This is a genomic window from Borrelia parkeri, assembly GCF_023035815.1.
GTDB classification, from domain to species: Bacteria; Spirochaetota; Spirochaetia; order Borreliales; family Borreliaceae; genus Borrelia; species Borrelia parkeri.
Window position 1 is genome coordinate 701,924 of the sequence record NZ_CP073159.1, and the last position, 17,329, is coordinate 719,252.

Annotated in this window: 19 protein-coding genes; 12 read left to right on the forward strand and 7 right to left on the reverse strand. The window is 28.4% G+C overall.

Features of this window, described 5'->3' with window-relative positions; all coding sequences use genetic code 11:
• The first annotated feature begins 143 nt into the window (after window positions 1-143).
• Window positions 144-890 (forward strand): 2,3-diphosphoglycerate-dependent phosphoglycerate mutase, encoded by a 747-nt coding sequence (gpmA, locus tag bpSLO_RS03325; RefSeq protein WP_025407336.1) that lies wholly within the window; start codon window positions 144-146, stop codon window positions 888-890.
• Between the two features lie 87 nt (window positions 891-977).
• Here gpmA and lysS read toward each other — a convergent pair whose 3' ends face one another.
• Window positions 978-2,543: a lysine--tRNA ligase gene (lysS, locus tag bpSLO_RS03330; protein ID WP_025375647.1), complete on the reverse strand. Its 1,566-nt coding sequence runs from the start codon at window positions 2,541-2,543 to the stop codon at window positions 978-980.
• Between the two features lie 87 nt (window positions 2,544-2,630).
• Window positions 2,631-3,503, reverse strand: coding sequence for a GTPase Era (gene era, locus bpSLO_RS03335; RefSeq protein WP_025375648.1), 873 nt, complete (start codon window positions 3,501-3,503; stop codon window positions 2,631-2,633).
• 88 nt (window positions 3,504-3,591) lie between these two features.
• Between era and bpSLO_RS08085 the strand changes: the two genes are divergently transcribed.
• Genes bpSLO_RS08085 through bpSLO_RS03345 form a run of 3 tightly spaced genes read left to right on the forward strand, consistent with a single transcriptional unit; the run spans window position 3,592 to window position 4,802 of the window.
• Entirely contained in the window at window positions 3,592-3,951 is a 360-nt protein-coding gene (locus bpSLO_RS08085; protein WP_025375649.1) for a hypothetical protein, read from the forward strand.
• A gap of 12 nt (window positions 3,952-3,963) precedes the next feature.
• Window positions 3,964-4,371 carry a hypothetical protein gene (locus bpSLO_RS03340; RefSeq protein ID WP_025407335.1) on the forward strand — a complete coding sequence of 136 codons (408 nt, stop codon included), beginning with the start codon at window positions 3,964-3,966 and terminating at the stop codon, window positions 4,369-4,371.
• A complete protein-coding gene (locus tag bpSLO_RS03345) occupies window positions 4,368-4,802 on the forward strand; it encodes a DUF192 domain-containing protein (protein ID WP_025407334.1) in 435 nt (144 codons plus the stop codon). The genes bpSLO_RS03340 and bpSLO_RS03345 overlap by 4 nt, the downstream gene beginning before the upstream one ends.
• Here the strand turns inward: bpSLO_RS03345 and bpSLO_RS03350 are convergent, their stop codons facing one another.
• Window positions 4,803-5,435, reverse strand: coding sequence for a hypothetical protein (locus bpSLO_RS03350; RefSeq protein ID WP_025375652.1), 633 nt, complete (start codon window positions 5,433-5,435; stop codon window positions 4,803-4,805).
• A gap of 58 nt (window positions 5,436-5,493) precedes the next feature.
• Here bpSLO_RS03350 and bpSLO_RS03355 point away from each other — a divergent pair, with 58 nt between their 5' ends.
• From bpSLO_RS03355 to bpSLO_RS03390, 8 genes are all read left to right on the forward strand, one after another.
• Window positions 5,494-6,453, forward strand: a complete 960-nt coding sequence (locus bpSLO_RS03355) for a hypothetical protein (protein WP_025375653.1) — start codon at window positions 5,494-5,496, stop codon at window positions 6,451-6,453.
• The gene (locus tag bpSLO_RS03360) at window positions 6,446-7,441 is read left to right on the forward strand and encodes an N-acetylmuramoyl-L-alanine amidase family protein (RefSeq protein WP_025375654.1); all 996 of its coding nucleotides are present in this window, start codon (window positions 6,446-6,448) and stop codon (window positions 7,439-7,441) included. The genes bpSLO_RS03355 and bpSLO_RS03360 overlap by 8 nt, the downstream gene beginning before the upstream one ends.
• A complete protein-coding gene (locus bpSLO_RS03365) occupies window positions 7,431-7,943 on the forward strand; it encodes a hypothetical protein (protein ID WP_025407333.1) in 513 nt (170 codons plus the stop codon). Before bpSLO_RS03360 ends, bpSLO_RS03365 begins: the two co-directional genes overlap by 11 nt.
• Before the next feature lie 92 nt (window positions 7,944-8,035).
• Entirely contained in the window at window positions 8,036-9,076 is a 1,041-nt protein-coding gene (locus bpSLO_RS03370) for a flagellar filament outer layer protein FlaA (RefSeq protein WP_025375656.1), read from the forward strand.
• 71 nt (window positions 9,077-9,147) lie between these two features.
• Entirely contained in the window at window positions 9,148-11,712 is a 2,565-nt protein-coding gene (locus tag bpSLO_RS03375; RefSeq protein ID WP_025407332.1) for a chemotaxis protein CheA, read from the forward strand.
• Window positions 11,713-11,719: 7 nt separating this feature from the next.
• Window positions 11,720-13,102 (forward strand): CheR family methyltransferase, encoded by a 1,383-nt coding sequence (locus tag bpSLO_RS03380; RefSeq protein WP_025407331.1) that lies wholly within the window; start codon window positions 11,720-11,722, stop codon window positions 13,100-13,102.
• A gap of 11 nt (window positions 13,103-13,113) precedes the next feature.
• Window positions 13,114-13,599 carry a chemotaxis protein CheX gene (locus bpSLO_RS03385; RefSeq protein ID WP_011772606.1) on the forward strand — a complete coding sequence of 162 codons (486 nt, stop codon included), beginning with the start codon at window positions 13,114-13,116 and terminating at the stop codon, window positions 13,597-13,599.
• Between the two features lie 48 nt (window positions 13,600-13,647).
• Complete coding sequence (locus bpSLO_RS03390) at window positions 13,648-14,088, forward strand: response regulator (protein WP_011772607.1); 441 nt, start codon at window positions 13,648-13,650, stop codon at window positions 14,086-14,088.
• A 20-nt stretch (window positions 14,089-14,108) separates the two neighbouring features.
• Here bpSLO_RS03390 and bpSLO_RS03395 read toward each other — a convergent pair whose 3' ends face one another.
• Genes bpSLO_RS03395 through bpSLO_RS03410 form a run of 4 tightly spaced genes read right to left on the reverse strand, consistent with a single transcriptional unit; the run spans window position 14,109 to window position 17,180 of the window.
• The gene (locus tag bpSLO_RS03395; RefSeq protein WP_025375659.1) at window positions 14,109-14,621 is read right to left on the reverse strand and encodes a hypothetical protein; all 513 of its coding nucleotides are present in this window, start codon (window positions 14,619-14,621) and stop codon (window positions 14,109-14,111) included.
• On the reverse strand, window positions 14,618-15,664 hold the full coding sequence (locus bpSLO_RS03400) for a hypothetical protein (RefSeq protein ID WP_025375660.1): 1,047 nt from the start codon (window positions 15,662-15,664) through the stop codon (window positions 14,618-14,620). The genes bpSLO_RS03395 and bpSLO_RS03400 overlap by 4 nt, the downstream gene beginning before the upstream one ends.
• Window positions 15,658-16,521, reverse strand: a complete 864-nt coding sequence (locus bpSLO_RS03405) for a hypothetical protein (RefSeq protein WP_025375661.1) — start codon at window positions 16,519-16,521, stop codon at window positions 15,658-15,660. The genes bpSLO_RS03400 and bpSLO_RS03405 overlap by 7 nt, the downstream gene beginning before the upstream one ends.
• A complete protein-coding gene (locus bpSLO_RS03410) occupies window positions 16,518-17,180 on the reverse strand; it encodes an HAD family hydrolase (RefSeq protein ID WP_025375662.1) in 663 nt (220 codons plus the stop codon). Before bpSLO_RS03410 ends, bpSLO_RS03405 begins: the two co-directional genes overlap by 4 nt.
• Window positions 17,181-17,329 lie beyond the last annotated feature (149 nt).

Sequence of the window (17,329 nt, forward strand, 5' to 3'; positions counted from 1 at the left end):
AAATTTTTAGTAAAATCTTTTAATAACTTATTGTATTGATGGTTGTGAGAGAATTTTTGAGTATTAACATTAGTTAGATTTTGTGTTAATTTATAATTGATAAACTGTTATTAAAGTAATAAAAACATTTCTTAGGAGATTTTATGTATAAATTAGTTTTAGTGCGTCATGGTGAGAGTGAATGGAATAAAGAAAATCTTTTTACAGGCTGGACTGATGTTAAGCTTTCTGAGAAGGGTATTTCTGAAGCTTTAGAGGGCGGTAGAGTTCTTAAACAAGAAGGCTATTCTTTTGATATTGCTTTTAGCTCGGTATTGGTAAGAGCTAATGATACTTTAAATATTATTTTGCATGAGTTAGGTCAATCTTATATTGATGTAGAAAAATCTTGGCGACTCAATGAAAGGCATTATGGAGCTTTACAAGGGTTAAATAAGGCTGAAACAGCTGAAAAATATGGAGAGGATAAGGTTTTAATGTGGAGACGTAGTTATGATATTCCTCCTATGCCTTTAGAAGAGTCTGATAAACGTCATCCAATTCATGACTTGAGATATAGAGGGATTCCTAAGAGTGAACTTCCTTCAACGGAATGTTTGAAGGATACTGTTGCAAGAGTTATACCGTATTGGACAGATAAAATTGCTAGAGCTATTATTGAGGGAAAAAAGGTTATTATTGCTGCTCATGGAAATTCTTTAAGAGCTCTTGTTAAATATCTTGATAATATGAGTGATGATGATATTTTAAAGCTTAATATTCCTACTGGTATTCCTTTAGTTTATGAACTTGATAGAGATTTAAGACCTATTAAACATTACTACTTAGGTGACGAGGATAAGATTAAAGCGGCTATGGAATTTGTTGCTAATCAAGGAAAGAAAAAATAAAGAAGTTATAAAATACTATTGATAAAAAGAGATTGTTTAAATTAATAATCTCTTTTTATTTTATTTATAAGTCATTTATTATTAAATCTAAATATAGTGTTTTACAATTTCCTCAAATTTTTGAATACCAATTGCTTTAATAAATCCTGCTAATTTCGGTCCTTTGTCTTTATTAATTAATATATTGTAAATTTGTTTAAAGAATAATGGGGGTTCAATGTTATTGCTTCTTGCGATATTATAAATTTCATCTTGAATTTCTTTTTCAGTTATATTGTTAAAATCTTTTTTTAAAAAATCTAGTAATTGTGTTACTCCTTGTTTGTTGCTATTCTTTAAGGGTTCAGTGTCATCGAATGTGGTTCTTAGTGAAAACTTAAATTCTTCAGGTGCAAATTTTTTGATCCAGTTAGTGCAACACTCAATTTTGTTTATAAGTTTTTCTTTTTGGTTTTCTTTTACATCATTTAAAAGTTTAAAAATTTTATCTTTGTCCCCTTCAAAAATTTGACAAATTACACTCAAATGTCTAAAACCAATTTGATATGGAATTTCTTTATCTGGTGCTTTTGGTTGAGAGAGTTCGTAAATTCTTTTAAAAGCTTCTTTTTTATTTTCTTTAATATCGTCAATTCCATAATATACTCTTTCAAATTTATCATAATCTTCATAAATCTTTATTACATCAAGATCGAATGATATTGAAAATTCTGTGTTGGGTTTTGTTGATGCAAATAAGAATCTTGTAACTTCAGGAGTATATATTTCAAGGACATCTTTTAATGACACGACATCTCCAGATGATGAAGATATTTTTCCTCCACGTCCTTTGATTGATATAAAATCATACTGAAATGTTATGGGCGGAGTTCCTCCAAAAATTTTTACAATTTCTATTGAGGTGTCAAAACTTCCTCCACTACTATGATGATCTTTTCCAGCAGGTTCAAAATCGACGTTTTCGTATTTCCATCGCATTGGCCAGTCGATTCTCCATGGAAGTTTTGCAGCCCATGTTTTTCTTAAATCGAGTGATTCCTTATTACCGCATTCGCAATGGTATTCAATGGAATAGCAATGATTATAGTTTTTTACTGTTGTAGTATCTCTGTCGCATTTGGTGCAAAAAATGCTAATAGGGTACCAGTTGTCAGCAAGTTTTGTTGTTCTATATTGATTAAGGACTTTTGCTATTTCATCTTTATGATCTAGTGCAAACTTAATTTGATTCGAGTAATCACTTGACATATATTTTAGACTTTGATTTATAAATTCTGGCTTAATACCTACAATAGGTAGATATTTTTCGAATTCCACTTCGTTTGCTCTTGCATAGCTTGATTGATTAGTTTTGGTGTCAGGAACCCTTGTGATTGCTTGTCTTAAATGAGTTGTCAGTAATTCTTGATCGGGCATGTTCTTAGGTACTTTTCTAAATACATCATAGTTATCCCATGAGTATATAAATCTTACATTTTTGTTTGCATCTTTTAATGCTCTTGCTACAAGGTCAACGGAAATTACTTCTCTAAAGTTTCCAATATGCACAGTGCCTGATGGAGTAATGCCTGATGCAACTGTGTATTGTTCCTTTTCACCTTTTTCTTCTATGATTTTTTTTGCATAGAAATCTGCCCAGTGTGCTGTTTTCATAAATATTACCCCTATTGAAAACTTAATTTTAGCATTCTATGTTTTTTGTTTCAAGATTTTAAAGAGATGTTTTAAGATGTTGTTGTGTTAATTGATTAAATTTTTAATTAGTTTAGAGTTTTTGTTCCAATTTTTTCTTAATTTTACTTGTAAGAATAAATCACATTTTTTTTCAAATATTTCTGATATTATCTTTCTTGCTTCTTCTCCAATTATTTTTATTCCTTTGCCTCCTTTGCCGACTATTATGCCTTTTTGACTCTCTACGGCTACAATAATACTTGCTTTGATAAAAAGTTTATTTTTTCTATCTTCTAAGATTTCGATCTCTATATATAAAGAATATGGTAGTTCTTCTTTGAGTTTTTTAATCGTTACGCCTCTAATTATTTCGCTAATTCTTAAGTTCATTTCTTGATCTGTATAATATTCTTCTGGATAATAAAGAGGTCCTTCTTGGAGATTTTCATAAATCTTATCTTTAATTTTTTCAATATTGATTTTTTGTTCAGCAGAGATTTTTATAATATTGTCTTTTTTTATTCCTTTTTCTTCTAAAAATATCATTATTTCTCTTTCTTTTGTTTTTTGAATATCAATTTTGTTGATGACTACTAAGAAATTAATTTTGGATTTAATGATAATTGTTAATATTTCATTCTCTTCAATGCCAGGTTTATCTTGAATGTCAATTACATAAAGAATTAATTCTGTTTCTTTAATTGCAGAATGTACGTTATGCATCAGTGCTATATTGAATTGCTTTTTACTTAGATGAAATCCCGGTGTATCTATGAAAATAATTTGACCTCTTTTATCTGTAAATATTCCTTTAATTTTGTTTCTAGTTGTTTGTGGTATGGATGAAATAATTGATATTTGGTGTTTACATATTGAATTTAAAAGTGTAGATTTCCCTGTTGAAGGTCTACCTATAATTGATACAAATCCTGATTTCATTTTAGTCTTCCTATTTAAATATATTAATATATTTTATATGATAATTAATATATACACTTTTTAAGTATTGTGTTTAAAGGATTATAGTTTGAAAAAAGTCAATTTTGAGGTTTTTTGTGAACATTGTGGGGGAAAGGTTGAACTTAATAAGTCTGTGTGTTTAAATTGTCACTCTAAACTAGGCGATCTTGAATGTCCAAATTGTGGATATGTAGGTATTATTTCTGCATTTGAGAATGGTTGTCCAAAATGTAGTTATAGTCCTTTCGAAGAACAGTCTCAAGAGCGTACTTTTAGAATGAGACAGAGATCAAGATTTAAGGGATCCAAAACTAATAATGATTTTTTAAAGTCGAGATTCTGTTTTGGATTTAATGTTAGTGTTATGCTTTATTTATTTGCGAGTTTTTTAATAGTTTTGCTTTTTGTTTACATTCTTTTTTTCTAAGGATGAAGTCATATGGGAATTACAGTTTTTTACTTGTTTTCTGTTTTTTTATCTTTTAAGATTGGAGAGAATGTTAAATTTGTTGAGGATAATGTTCGTCAAACTTCTATTTTGTATTCTGATATTGAAGAAGTTGAATTTCCTTATGCTAAAACACAAATTTTAAAATTTAAAGGTAAAGCCCCTATAAGGTATGCTTACTTTAGTTTTGATAACGATAGGCTTTATTCATATACTTTTGTTTTTGATAGAAAGTTGATTTCTCAATATTCTATTATTCTTAGTGTCAGGGAAAAATTTGGCGATGCTACTGTTGTAACTCCTTTCAATTATGTTTGGGATATTGGTGATTCTATTATTGCTTTGAATAGTAATATTTTAAGGATGACATTAAAGTCTTATGTTAATAAGGAGCGTTGATCCTGAGAGCTCTTTTTGCATTAATTTTTTATATATCGTGTACCAATCATGTATATGATAAAGAAATTATTATTAATGATACTAAGTTTTTTGTTAAGCTTGCGCTTGATGAAATTACTAGATCTAAAGGGTATATGGGAACTGAGAGTATAAATGAAAATAATGGTATGCTTTTTATTTTTAAAGAAGAGAAGAATTTATCTTTTTGGATGAAAGATACCTCTGTACCACTTGAGATTGCTTATATTAATTCTGTAGGTGTTATTAAGGAAATTTACAGTTTAGTTCCTTTTTCACAAAGGGTTGTAAATTCTAGGTATAAGGTCAAGTATGCTCTTGAGGTTCCGGAAGGTTCTTTTTCTAAATTTAAAATTAAGGTAGGTGACAGGGTGAAATTTAATTTTGATGTTAATTCTTTAAACGTAGAATAGTTACTCGGCTTTTATTTTTTGAAGCTCTTCTTCTGCATGGTCTTTCATTTTTTCTTCATTTTGTAAGGTATCATTATCAATTTCATTAGATATATTTTTAGTATTGACTTCTATGTCATTACCCTTTATTACCTTTTTAAAGATGGATATTGTTGCTGCGACTTCTTCAAGAGCGTCGAGTAGAAAAGTTTCTTTTGCATTTTCTTCAGCTTTGACAATATATACTAAAGAATTATTTCCCCTTTCAGGATCATGAATGATTTCCCATGATCCTAAAACTCGGTTATTGTAGCTATCACTCATTAGAGATTCTGATATTTCTTGAATTTTGTTTGAATTGACATCGAATATTTCGACAATTCCAAATATTTCTCTTGTTTTTGAATTTTGATATGAATTTAGTTTTGATCTGACTATCATTTCTGTTTTTGTGTCATTGATGATTTTTGATACAATAAAGTCATTTTCTTTATCTATTCTGTATTCAATTTTGTTATTATCAAGTATTTTTTTTATTCTTTTATCGTATGTTACATTTTTATCTTTGCAACTTATCAATGTTATGAGTATTAAAACAGCAATAACTATGCTATATTTTAATTGATCAATGTTTAAAATACTTATTTTTAACATTTTAGTGCTTATCATATAGTTATTATAGTTTAATTATAAGGATTTTTGAAGTAAGTTTATGTATTTTAAGAGTAATGACTATTCTTATACAGTGATTCAGTCTAAAAATAATTATGTACAAAGGTCAACTTTTGGAATCTCTTTTGTAATTTTAAATAGGGGTACAAAAATTTTTAGAGAAGATTTATTTGGATCTCTCTCTAATTTTGATTTTATCAGAGAAATTATTTCTATTGAAAAGCAAAGTAATAGAAATTCTCTTCAATTTATTTCAGAGAGTTATGATAAATTGAAGTTTATTTTACTTTCTGATGATTTGAATTCTGGCGAGAAGGTCAACTTAGCTATGAAAGAATCCATTTGTAGTTTTGTTTTTGTGTTGCAAAGTGATATGTATTTGTTAAATCCTTTTTGGATTCCTAATATATTTGATGAAATAGTTAAAAAGAATGTGCTTCTTGTTGGTGGAGAGTTTTTTGACAAAGAAGAGGAAGTTGTTCCATCAGTTTTTATTCCCACTATTGATGAACAGCAGAAATTTAAGGTAATTTTGATAAATTCTGAGAGTGATTATGAGAAAAGTTTAATTACTATGGATTATTGTGGTCTTTACTCTAAAGAAAGGTTTGTTCAACTAGGGGGGTTTGATAGAAGAATTAAAAATGAATATTTTCAAAGACTGGATTTTGGACTTAGGGCTATTTATTTCGGGGAAAGTGTCCATATCTATAGAAAACTTCGAATACAATATACCGCTTTAAATGTTCCAGAAGATTTGACAAAAAATAGAAGTTTTTTGATCTTTTTGCTTAAAAATTATGTTCCTATTTTTGTTGGAAATGGAATAAAATTTTCGTTCTTTAGATTTTTGAAACTATGCTTAAGATATGGCATTAACCCTTTTAAATTTGGCAGAGAATTTAAAGAAATCAAACATGAAATTACTAAAAATAGCTTAAGGTTTAAAGGTGACTTAAAGAGTGCAATTGAACTTTGGGAAAATAATATTATTGATTAATTTAATCTCTGTTTATCTGTTTTTAGAGGCTCAGGAAGTTGATTACGTTAATATTCTGGATTCACTTGATAGTAAGTTTTTTAAGTTTAACTTTGATATTGCAAATGATATTCTTACAATTGAACATGAGAAGGGACATCTTAAGCTTAAAGTAGGTTTTGAATATGGTCTCTCATCTGTTGGTTATTATATTTATGTAGATCCTATCCTTTTAAAGGAGGGAGAGATTTTGATAACCAAGAGGGCTTTGATGCAGATTGAAAATCATTTTAGAGCTTTGCAAAGCTACAGTAAGCCACGAATAACGTCGATAGTAATTGATCCTGGTCATGGCGGACGTGATAGAGGAGCTATTGTAACTCATAAAATCAATGAACATGATATTACTCTTTTAGAGAAAGATTTTTCTTTAACTTATTCTATGCATTTATATAAAATCTTGAGTAATTATTTTTTAGACAGAAACATTTTATTAACACGTGTAGATGATGTTTTTGTGTCATTGCAAGATAGGTCTGAGCTTGCGAATGCAATTAAACCAGATTTTCCACATAATGTTATATTTTTATCAATACATGTGAATAATGCGCCAAATCCTAAAGCCAGGGGAATTGAATTTTGGTATCTTCCTCAAGATTCCAAAAGAGAAGTTGTAAGAAATTTTAAAGGATATGATATTAGAGGTAATAGATACTTGAGGGAGCTTAATGATATACTAGATATTAAGTATAAATATGAGTCAAAAAAATTAGCTGAGATTTTATATGAGACTTTTATTGATGTTTTATGTGAGACCAAAATTCGATCAATTAGAGAAGAGCAGTGGTTTGTGATTAAAAATAGTAGTATGCCTGCTGTGTTAATTGAAATTGGGTTTTTATCTAACATTGCTGATGCTATGTTAATTTTGGATTACAATTATATGAGTAAGATAAATATATTAGTACTTAAATCTTTAATTAGGTTTATTGAATTTTATGAAAAATAATTCTATTTATTGTAGTTTTTTTAGTCGTAATGGAGCAAAATATTCATTTGAGATACTAATTGCACTTTTATTGTTAAGTTTTCTATTTTCTTTATGTATGATTTTTTTAAATTATGAGAAAATCTTCTTTAGGAAAGTTTTCTATTTTTATTGTGAAAATGAATTGATTGCTGATTTAAGATATTTAAAGGAGAAAAAAACTCTTAAAGAGAATTTGGATTTTTTAGTTAAAGATTTTCTATTGGGTAATAGTAAGGGTTTTTCTTTGCAATTTGGCACAAGGAACGTAAAATTTTTGTATTCTTTTATAAGTAATGATGTATATTTTATAAATCTTTCAAAAGAGTTTTATAATTTTTTTGAAAATGATGGTTATAATGACTCTGATAAACTGAGAGTAAATTTGTTTGTTAAATCTTTAAAAGAAACAATTGATTTTAACTATCCTGGAAATATTAGAAAAATTGTTATTTTTATTGAGGGGTATGTTCTAAATGTTTAAGGCATTTTTAGGCAATCTCGGGTATACTGTAATTAAAAATAAAAAGCTATAAATTATTTTATAGAAGGATTTTATAGAAGGAGTTGATTTTTATGTCTAAAGTAAAAAATATTGTTTTTGTTTTATTTTTTCTTATTTTCTTAAGCTCTCTTTTCGGACAAGAAGTACCTGGAGCATCATCAGGTGATAATGCTGTGAAAAATGAGCCTGGTGAGTTAGTTCTTGATTTTGCGGAACTTTCAAGAGATGCAAGCCCAACTAAGCTTGATCTTACAGATTATGTTGAACTTGTGTATTCTGGGGCTTCAAATATTGTGAAGGCAGAAGATATGGTCTTAGATCTTGGAATAAGTAATTGGACTGTTCTTTTAACCCCTTCATCTAGGATGCAGGCTTATGTAAAAAATTCTGTTGTTGCTCCAGCTGTTGTTAAGGGTGAATCTAAAAGATATGCAGGTGATACAATCTTAGGTGTGAGAGTATTATTTCCAAGTTATTCTCAATCTTCTGCAATGATTTTACCTCCATTTAAGATTCCTTTTCATGCTGGAGAAGACGGAAATCAATTTTTAGGTAAAGGTTTAATTGATAATGTTAAAACTATGAGAGAAGTTAAGGTTACTGTTTACAGTTTGGGTCATGAGGTTGATCTTGAAGTTTTATTTGAAGATATGAGTGGGATGGAATATGTTTATCCTTTAGGTACCTTAAGATTTAAAGGTTGGGCAGATTTGGTATGGTCAAATCCTAATTATCTTCCAGGCATAAGTGCTATAACAGGTAAAGATAATATTCCTAACTATCCTCTTCCTTCAAGTAAGATGAGATTTAAGGCATTTAGAGTGTCAAAGTCTCATAGCTCAAAAGATCAGAATTTGATTTTTTATGTTAAAGATGTAAGAGTTATTTATGATAAGTTAAGTGTTTCTTTGGATTCTGATATTGATAATGAATCTGTATTTAAGATTTATGAGACACGTGGGGCAGAATCACTTCGAAAATTAAAAGCACAGGAAGCTCTTAAGAAAGTTTTAAAGATTAAAGAAGATGTGTCAATGCCAGATCAGTCTTTTCAAGATTTCTTAGAAAAGGGTAGTAATGATGAATCTGGAGCACGTACTAAAGAACAATAAATTTAATTCGTTAATAGGGCTGAATCTTTAAGATTGAGCCTCTATTAAGGTAAAGTAGGAAAAATAAGCTAATGCTAGATTCAGAAAACAAAGAGCTTTTAGAGATTTTTTTTGAGGAAGCTCAGAATCTTGTAGATACTCTTGAAGAAAATATTATGTCATTAGAGGATGACCCTAGTAATGCAGAAACTATTGATGAGATATTTAGGGCGGCGCATACTCTTAAGGGCGGCTCAGCTTCTGTTGATATGATGGAACTTTCAGGTTTTACTCATATTGTTGAAGATGTATTTGATGCTATTAGAGATAACAAATTAAAAATATGTAATGACCTTGTTGATTTACTTTTAAATGCACTTGATGTAATAAAAGGAATGCTTGATGCACGTCTTAATGGAGATGTTTATTTACAAGATGTAAGCGATCTTAAAAATAAATTAAGAAGGTTTTTAGGAGACGAGCATCAGACAGTTTCCGGAATATCTTTAGAGAATATAAATGATGATGAATTTTTACTTTCTTCCCGTGAGCTTAGTGATATGCGCGAAGTTGTTGGACTTGGTCAAAAAGTTTTAAAAGTGAGTATTTATTTTGATAAAGATAATCCTATGTCTACAATTGCTGGTATACAGATGTTTCAAGCTTTAAAAGATTTAGGACCAATTCTGTATACGTTTCCTAATTATGAACAGCTTATTGCAGATAAGTTTTTAAGAAGAGTAGATTATTATTTAATATCTTTAAATAATAATACTATTGAAGAAAAAATCAAATTGTCTGGTGTTGCTTTGAGTTATGCAATTGATGAATTTGATATTGATAGTGAGTTGGCAAAAATAGAGGTAATTGAGAGAAATACTGTTGTTAATGATACTCTGTCTGAAGTAAAAGTGCAGCTTTCTAATGATGAGCTTATAAGTTTAAGAGAGCGTATTGGTGATGCTAAGTTATTTGAGGTAAAGTTAAATTTCAATAAAGATAATCCTATGTCAACAATTTCTGGACTTCAGATGTTGCAGGCGTTAAAAAGTTTAGGAGAAGTTTATAAATCTATTCCTGAAGATTTATTAGCTGATAAATTTTTTGATTTTATTGTATATTATTTAATATCAAATACCTCAGTGGATAGTATTTCTAAAAAGGTAGATTTGTCAGATGTTGTTGTTAGTTTTGATATTAACGAAATTGATTTAAAAAATATTAAGGATGTAAATTTAAATACCGAAGTTGGTAGTTATGCCTCTTCTAAGGAATCTAAGAAGACAGCTGTAAATGTCAATTTGATTAGAATTGATAGTAAAAGAATAGATTCCATATTAAACCTTGTGAGTGAAGCCGTTATAAGTAAATCAACTTATAATCAAATAAATTCTGATATGACCTCTTTCCTTTATAGTTTTAATTATTTTTATGATTATCAAGAAAGTTTTCGCAATAGTTTTTTGGTAGATTTAAAGATGATTTTTAAGGATATGGGTTTGGAATTGGAAAGCTCTCTTGAGAACCAAATAGCAAATTTGGTGGAGCATAAGCTTGATAGAACTTTACAGGATATGGTAGGTTTAAGAGATTTACTATTTAAAATTCTTCAAGATTCTAGATTTGCCTCTAATAGACTCTCTAGGATAATTACTGATTTGCATGAGAGTGTTTTAAGGACAAGAATGTTACCAGTTTCTAGTATTTTTTCAAGATTTGCAAGAGTGGTAAGAGACCTTTCAAAAAAGCTAGGCAAGATTGTAGAGCTTAGTACTGAAGGGGAAGATACGGAAGTTGATAAATCTGTTATAGATGATCTTGTAGATCCTTTAATGCATTGTGTTAGAAATTCTATGGATCATGGTCTTGAAACTGCTGATGAGAGACTTAGCAAGGGTAAAGATAAAGCTGGTCATATAATTTTGCGTGCCAAGAATGAAGGTAATGTGATATCAATTGAGATTGAGGATGATGGAAGAGGTATAGATCCAGATATTATTAGGCAAAAATCAATTGAGAAAGGTTTAATAAAAGAAGATACGGTTTTATCTGAGAGTGAGATTTTGAACTTAATTTTTGAACCAGGATTTTCAACAGCTAGTCAGATTACAGATGTTTCTGGCAGAGGCGTAGGACTTGATGTTGTTAAAAATAATATTAAGAAATTAAATGGAACTATTGTTATAGATTCAAAAGTTAATGTTGGTACTACTTTTAAAATAAAGCTTCCTTTAACATTAGTGATTGTGCAAGGTCTTCTTGTAAAGTCAGGTAGTGAGATTTATGTTGTTCCTTTAAATAGTGTTCTTGAAACACATAGAATTAGTGAAAAAAATATTAAGCTTCTTGAAAATGATCATGAAGTGTATAATTTAAGGGAAGAAGTTATATCTGTGCTTAGACTTGATGAGCTTTTTAATATAAAGAACGATCAAAACCTGTATGAAAAGTTTTTAATAGTCATTAGCGTTAATGATAAAAAGGCTGGGATAGTTGTGGATTCTATTCTTGGAGAAGAAGATTTTGTTGTAAAACCTATTAAAGATAAGTATGCTTCAAGTCCCGGAATAGTTGGAGCTACTACACTTGGTAATGGTAAGGTTGTCTTAATTATTGATGTGTTTAGGCTTTTTGACCTGAAAGATATGCAAGGATAGTCTTATGATGGAAATAAAAGAGATATGTTTAGGTGATCATAATGTAAGTAATCAAGTTAAAGGACCTACTCCTGTTAATTTAGATTTTAAAGTAGTTTCTTTTAATATTGGAAATGATAATTATCTTGTAGATATTATGCAAGTTAAGGAGATTAGGAAATCTAGTAATTTTACATATGTCCCAAATGCTAAAAAATATGTGGTTGGTCTTGATAATTTAAGAGGAGAAATAATCTCTATTATTGATTTGAGAATAATGTTTAATTTGGAAGTTCTTAAGAGAGATCTTGAAGATATTATGGTTCTTAGGAATGGTGATTTATTAATAGGAGTTATTGTTGATAAGGTTAATAATGTTTTTTCAATTGATTCTTCTTTAATTCAAGACCCTCATCCTGTTCTATCCCAAGAAGCACTTATACGTTACATAAAGGGAGTAGTTGAGTATGGTGAAAAATTATATATTCTTCTTGATGTTGATAGAATTTTTGATTATGATAGGGAAGAAAAAATTTTATTGGAAGATAGCAGAAATGATGATGAGATAGATGCTTCTGGGAATGAGGATAACTCATTGTCTTATAGCAATAATTTTTTAGAATTGTCAGAATCATCTGTTAGTGAACTTGCAACGTCGTCTAAGGGTGATTTAGATGATTTAAAGGTTATTAAAGAAAATCTTTTTAAATATTCTTTCAATGCGTCTTTAGTAAATGATGAATTTTTAAAGAAAATTGGTATGCAATTAGATATTGCAAATATTAATGATTTATCTTATGATAATTTTTTAGGTGAATTTTATTCAAAATCATCAGGACGCTTATGGGATGATAGATATTTGAAAGAATTTCAGGATGAAATTGTTAAGCCATATGTTAATGATATGAGTGGTGTTGGTACTGTTTTAAATGTTTTTGAGATTGGATGTGGTGATGGAAAGGAGACAATATCTTTTGTGAATGTTTTATATGAGTCTTATAAAAATCCTTTTAAGGTAACAGCTATTGATAATAATTTAGTTAAAGTAATTGGCACTTCTAGTTTGATTTTCTCAGAGTCTGATATTAATTTAAGCGAGATTTATAGAAAGAATTCCTTTGAGCAGAGTCCTGGAGTTTATAAATTCAAACCAGAGATTATGAATAATATTTTATTTGAATATTCAGATGCTATTTTATCAGAATTTCCAGAAAATTTGGGAATTGTTTTTTTAAGGGATATTTTATGTTTCTTGAATGATAATGGTCAGAATTTAATTCTGGATGCGATTGCAGAAAAATCTGTTAGCGGTGCTCTTTTGATTTTAGGAGATAATGAAGAACTTAAGAACAATGATCTTTTTATGAAAGATAGATCTGTTAAATATTTTAATTTGTATAAAAGGATTTAAAGGAGAAATTAATGAGAATAGATTATATAGAGCCATTTTTAGATGCTGCTTCTTCAGTTTTAAGGGATATGTTGCTTGTTGAAGACATTCAGATGGGCAGTCCTGGACTTAAGTCGATAAATCAAAAAATAAGAGGAGTGTCTGTAATTGTAGGACTTGCAGGTTCTGTTGAAGGTAGTATTATTATTGATATGGATATTGATACCGCGCTTTTTGTTGCTTCAAAGTTGAATTTTGAGGAGTATGTTGATTTTGATGATGAAGAGACTAAAGAGATGGTAGCAGCAACTCTTACGGAAGTTGGTAATATTATTGCTGGCAATTTTGTTACTACTTTGCATGCTAAGGGTTTTGTATTTGATATAACCCCACCAGCTTTTATTTATGGAGAAAATATGAAAATAAGTAATAAGGGTTCTGAAGCATTAATAGTTCCCTTTACTTTACCAGATGGTAAAATTATCGAAGTTAATATTGCAATAAGAGAGAGGGTTTGATATGATTATGGAGTTGAAAGTACTTATTATGAAAGAAGAGGGTTTAATATGATCCAAAAAACTACAATTGCTGTGGATTCTTCAAATAAACCAAAGGGGATCAATTATGACACCGGAGTTCCTTTTAATGTTTTGATCGTGGATGATTCAGTTTTTACTGTAAAGCAGCTTACACAAATTTTTACTTCTGAAGGATTCAATATTATTGATACTGCTGCTGATGGTGAGGAAGCTGTGATTAAATATAAAAACCATTATCCTAATATTGATGTTGTTACTCTTGATATTACTATGCCCAAGATGGATGGGATAACTTGTCTTTCTAATATTATGGAATTTGATAAAAATGCTAAAGTAATAATGATTTCTGCTTTAGGAAAAGAACAGTTGGTGAAAGATTGTTTAATTAAAGGTGCAAAGACATTTATTGTGAAGCCTCTTGATAGAGCTAAGGTTCTTCAAAGAGTGATGTCTGTATTTGTTAAATGAAATAGTATGTTCTTAGTAGCTTAGTATTTTTTATAAAAAATCATTTCATTATTTATTTCATTTAATGGTTTTGTGAAATATGACATGTTAAGATTAAAAATTTCTAATTTATTTTTGTTATTGTTGCCTATATATAGCTCTAGCTTATAAAAGCCCTTTTTGGTATATATTAGTGCTGAGCTTTTAAAAATTGAATCTATGGCTTTGATTTTAAATATTTTATATTTTGAGAAATTTTTGTCAATAATTTCACTTTGTAGTAAATATTTGTTGGCTTCTTTATAAGTTGGAGTTATTGCTGTGTAGTTAATTTTATCTCTTAAAATGCTCTTTATAAAATTTTCTGTTAATTCATATATTTGCATTTCATGTGTGCCTTTTGAATGTTTGGTATAATATTCTTCTTCTATTATTAGATTAAAAGCAGAATATTTTTTTGTTGCTTCTGATGATCGTTTTTCAATTGAAGTTGTTATTAATCTTGAGTGGATTGATGTGTTAATAATTAGTAACAGAAATATTTTTTTTATCATACATGTTCCTTATTGCTATTGATTATTCTTTTCACTTTTTCAATTTCTAAGGGAAGTTTGCTTCTTCTTTTTGCGTTTAGTTTGTCTTTTAATAAAACATTATTAAATGTTTTTGCCATTTCATATACTTTTTCTTCGCTGAAATGGAATGGAATTTGAATTTTTCTATACTCAATTGGATTTTGTAATACTTTTTGCATTAGTATAATTGGATTTAGAAAACTTGCTTTAAAAAATTTATAAAAATTTGTTAAAAACAGTGCAAATGATATAAAAAGTGTAAATAAAAATATCCCCATTACAGAATCATTTTTTCTTTGCAGATACTTATCTATATAGAATTTTGTTTGATCCATTTCGATAATTTTATATTCGCTGGGACTGTAGTAGAAAAATATATCGTCAGATTTAGAATATATTGTTTTATCTGTATCTTTAATTATTAGTATAAAGGGATATTTTTCTTTGATATAGTTTTTTTCAGTTGTTATTGAGATGTTTTTTATGATATTAAATTCTTGCTTTTCTGGAATTGTATTTGCAAAACCTGAACTTGAAAATATTATAAAAAATATGAATGGAATTAGTAAACTTATTGAAAATGTTCTTGCAAATGCAACTAAGATTAGATTTTTTTCTTTTGGATTATAATAAATTTCAATCATTAGGTCGTTAAATCTAAGGAGTCTTAAGAATCTTAATTTGAAAAGTGAAAGTACGATTGGACTTAGAATTGTTTCGTGAGGATTAATTATATTTTGGATTTGATGAGAGCTATAAAATATTAAGGGAATTAAGCAATGAATTAGATCAAAAAATAAATTATTTCTTATATATATTTGTAGTTTTTGTGAAAAATAAGCTTTTGAAATTTTGTATAAAAAGATCAAGATCAATATTGCGTCGAATAAAAATCCAATGAATATTAGAGCGAATCGGATCTTGTATGGCAAGAAAAGTATTATTGATAATTCTTCTATTAGGAATGCAATTATTGATGCGATTAAAGTGGCCTTAAAAAAATTTGAAAGTATTTTTACCATTTATTTTTCCTAGCTATTTCTAGAAGTTCTTTAATAATTCTTGGATCATGCTCCTTTGAGTTTAATTGTTTTATTGAAAACCAGCTCTCATCATAACCTATAAATCCCTTTATTCTATTGTTTTTAATGTTTGGTATTCTGGTTCTGTTTGAAAAAATGGATATTAATGTTGCAATTGGTGATATGTTACTTAAATTTTCATACTTAAATAGACTTTGAGTTATCAGACTAACTGTATTGTCATCTAAAAATTTAATTTCTCTGCTAACTAATTTTGCTGTATTTTCAATATTTCTTGGCATTAATTTTATTTCTTTTTCTAAATAAAACTTAATTATTAGAACTCTTAATAAGAGTAGAATTTTTATGTAATTTTTTACAATTTTTGAAGAATCAAGCATATCATTTTCTTTTTTGATTAGGTGTGTTGTATAAGAATTTTTGTCTTCAAAGAGTTTGTTTATATAAAATGTTATATGCCCGCTACTTATGGCATTGAAATCGTATAAGAATTCTTTTCTTAAGTAAGGATTTGCTTTAATAGAACCAAATATTAATTCTAGATTATTTTTATTAAGCTCTTTGTTAAAGAGGTCTTTTACAATATTTAGATCAATAGATTCGATGTTTGATAAAACAAGAGGAGTAATTATTATGTCAGTTTTTTCTTTAACGTATTGAATAAGTGAATCAGTATCAGATTTAAAATTTTCGTCTATAAATGTTGAAATAGTTTTTTTATTTTCTTCTAAATATTTGATTATTTCAATTTCTTTTTCAAAAACCGATAATCCCTTTATGCTTTCATGATTAAATAAATAATGATACAGGTGTGGGAAGTATACTTTTGAATTCATTTGATTATGTCCAAAAGTTCAGATGGACTACTTAAAATGTATTTTGCTCCGCTTTCTTTTAATTCTTCTATTGTTCTAAAACCCCATGAAACCCCTATAGGTAAAAATCCTGCATTCTGAGCAGTGATCATATCAACATCGCTGTCTCCGATGTATGCTATTTCCTTTGGCATGAGATTTAATTCTATTATCATGTCAAGTGCATTTGAAGGATCTGGTTTTGCCTCAAATCTTGGTGAGTAGCCCCTCACTTCAAAGAAGTTTATGTCTTTGAATATATCTTTTGATATTATTAATAGTTCTTCATGGTTTTTATTGCTTAAGATTCCAACAGGGATGTTAAGTGAATTTAGTTTTCTTAAAAGTTCTGGTATACCATCATATGCTTTTGTTAGGGAATAAAGATTTTGATTGTATGCTTTTACAAATTCTTGATAAAGATTATCTTTGAGGTGTTTATCATTTAAGTTTACGTTAAGATGCTCTAAGGTGTTCTCTACTAATTTAGAATATCCTCTGCCAACAAGAGTGTTAAATTCATCTGTTTTAATTTCTGTATATCCTAATTTTTTTAGTGCCAAGTTCATTGAAAATGCAATATCCATGATGCTGTTTATTAAAGTTCCATCCATGTCGAAAATGCAGGCTTTAATTCTCATATTTTAATCCTTTTGTCATTATCATAATGTGCCTTCATTTTATCATTATTTTTTGTCTTTTATTAAATTTATTGCATGATTTTTTATATTTTACATTATTTTTGATTTTTTTTCTGAAAATCTCTTGAAAATATTTGTTTTTAGTTTTA

Excerpts from the sequence above, each read along its gene's own strand:
- gpmA (WP_025407336.1), top strand. The coding sequence starts at position 144 with ATGTATAAATTAGTTTTAGTGCGTCATGGTGAGAGTGAATGGAATAAA.
- lysS (WP_025375647.1), bottom strand. The coding sequence starts at position 2,543 with ATGAAAACAGCACACTGGGCAGATTTCTATGCAAAAAAAATCATAGAA.
- era (WP_025375648.1), bottom strand. The coding sequence starts at position 3,503 with ATGAAATCAGGATTTGTATCAATTATAGGTAGACCTTCAACAGGGAAA.
- bpSLO_RS03340 (WP_025407335.1), top strand. The coding sequence starts at position 3,964 with ATGGGAATTACAGTTTTTTACTTGTTTTCTGTTTTTTTATCTTTTAAG.
- bpSLO_RS03350 (WP_025375652.1), bottom strand. The coding sequence starts at position 5,435 with ATGTTAAAAATAAGTATTTTAAACATTGATCAATTAAAATATAGCATA.
- bpSLO_RS03355 (WP_025375653.1), top strand. The coding sequence starts at position 5,494 with ATGTATTTTAAGAGTAATGACTATTCTTATACAGTGATTCAGTCTAAA.
- bpSLO_RS03365 (WP_025407333.1), top strand. The coding sequence starts at position 7,431 with ATGAAAAATAATTCTATTTATTGTAGTTTTTTTAGTCGTAATGGAGCA.
- bpSLO_RS03370 (WP_025375656.1), top strand. The coding sequence starts at position 8,036 with ATGTCTAAAGTAAAAAATATTGTTTTTGTTTTATTTTTTCTTATTTTC.
- bpSLO_RS03375 (WP_025407332.1), top strand. The coding sequence starts at position 9,148 with ATGCTAGATTCAGAAAACAAAGAGCTTTTAGAGATTTTTTTTGAGGAA.
- bpSLO_RS03380 (WP_025407331.1), top strand. The coding sequence starts at position 11,720 with ATGGAAATAAAAGAGATATGTTTAGGTGATCATAATGTAAGTAATCAA.
- bpSLO_RS03385 (WP_011772606.1), top strand. The coding sequence starts at position 13,114 with ATGAGAATAGATTATATAGAGCCATTTTTAGATGCTGCTTCTTCAGTT.
- bpSLO_RS03390 (WP_011772607.1), top strand. The coding sequence starts at position 13,648 with ATGATCCAAAAAACTACAATTGCTGTGGATTCTTCAAATAAACCAAAG.
- bpSLO_RS03395 (WP_025375659.1), bottom strand. The coding sequence starts at position 14,621 with ATGATAAAAAAAATATTTCTGTTACTAATTATTAACACATCAATCCAC.
- bpSLO_RS03400 (WP_025375660.1), bottom strand. The coding sequence starts at position 15,664 with ATGGTAAAAATACTTTCAAATTTTTTTAAGGCCACTTTAATCGCATCA.
- bpSLO_RS03405 (WP_025375661.1), bottom strand. The coding sequence starts at position 16,521 with ATGAATTCAAAAGTATACTTCCCACACCTGTATCATTATTTATTTAAT.
- bpSLO_RS03410 (WP_025375662.1), bottom strand. The coding sequence starts at position 17,180 with ATGAGAATTAAAGCCTGCATTTTCGACATGGATGGAACTTTAATAAAC.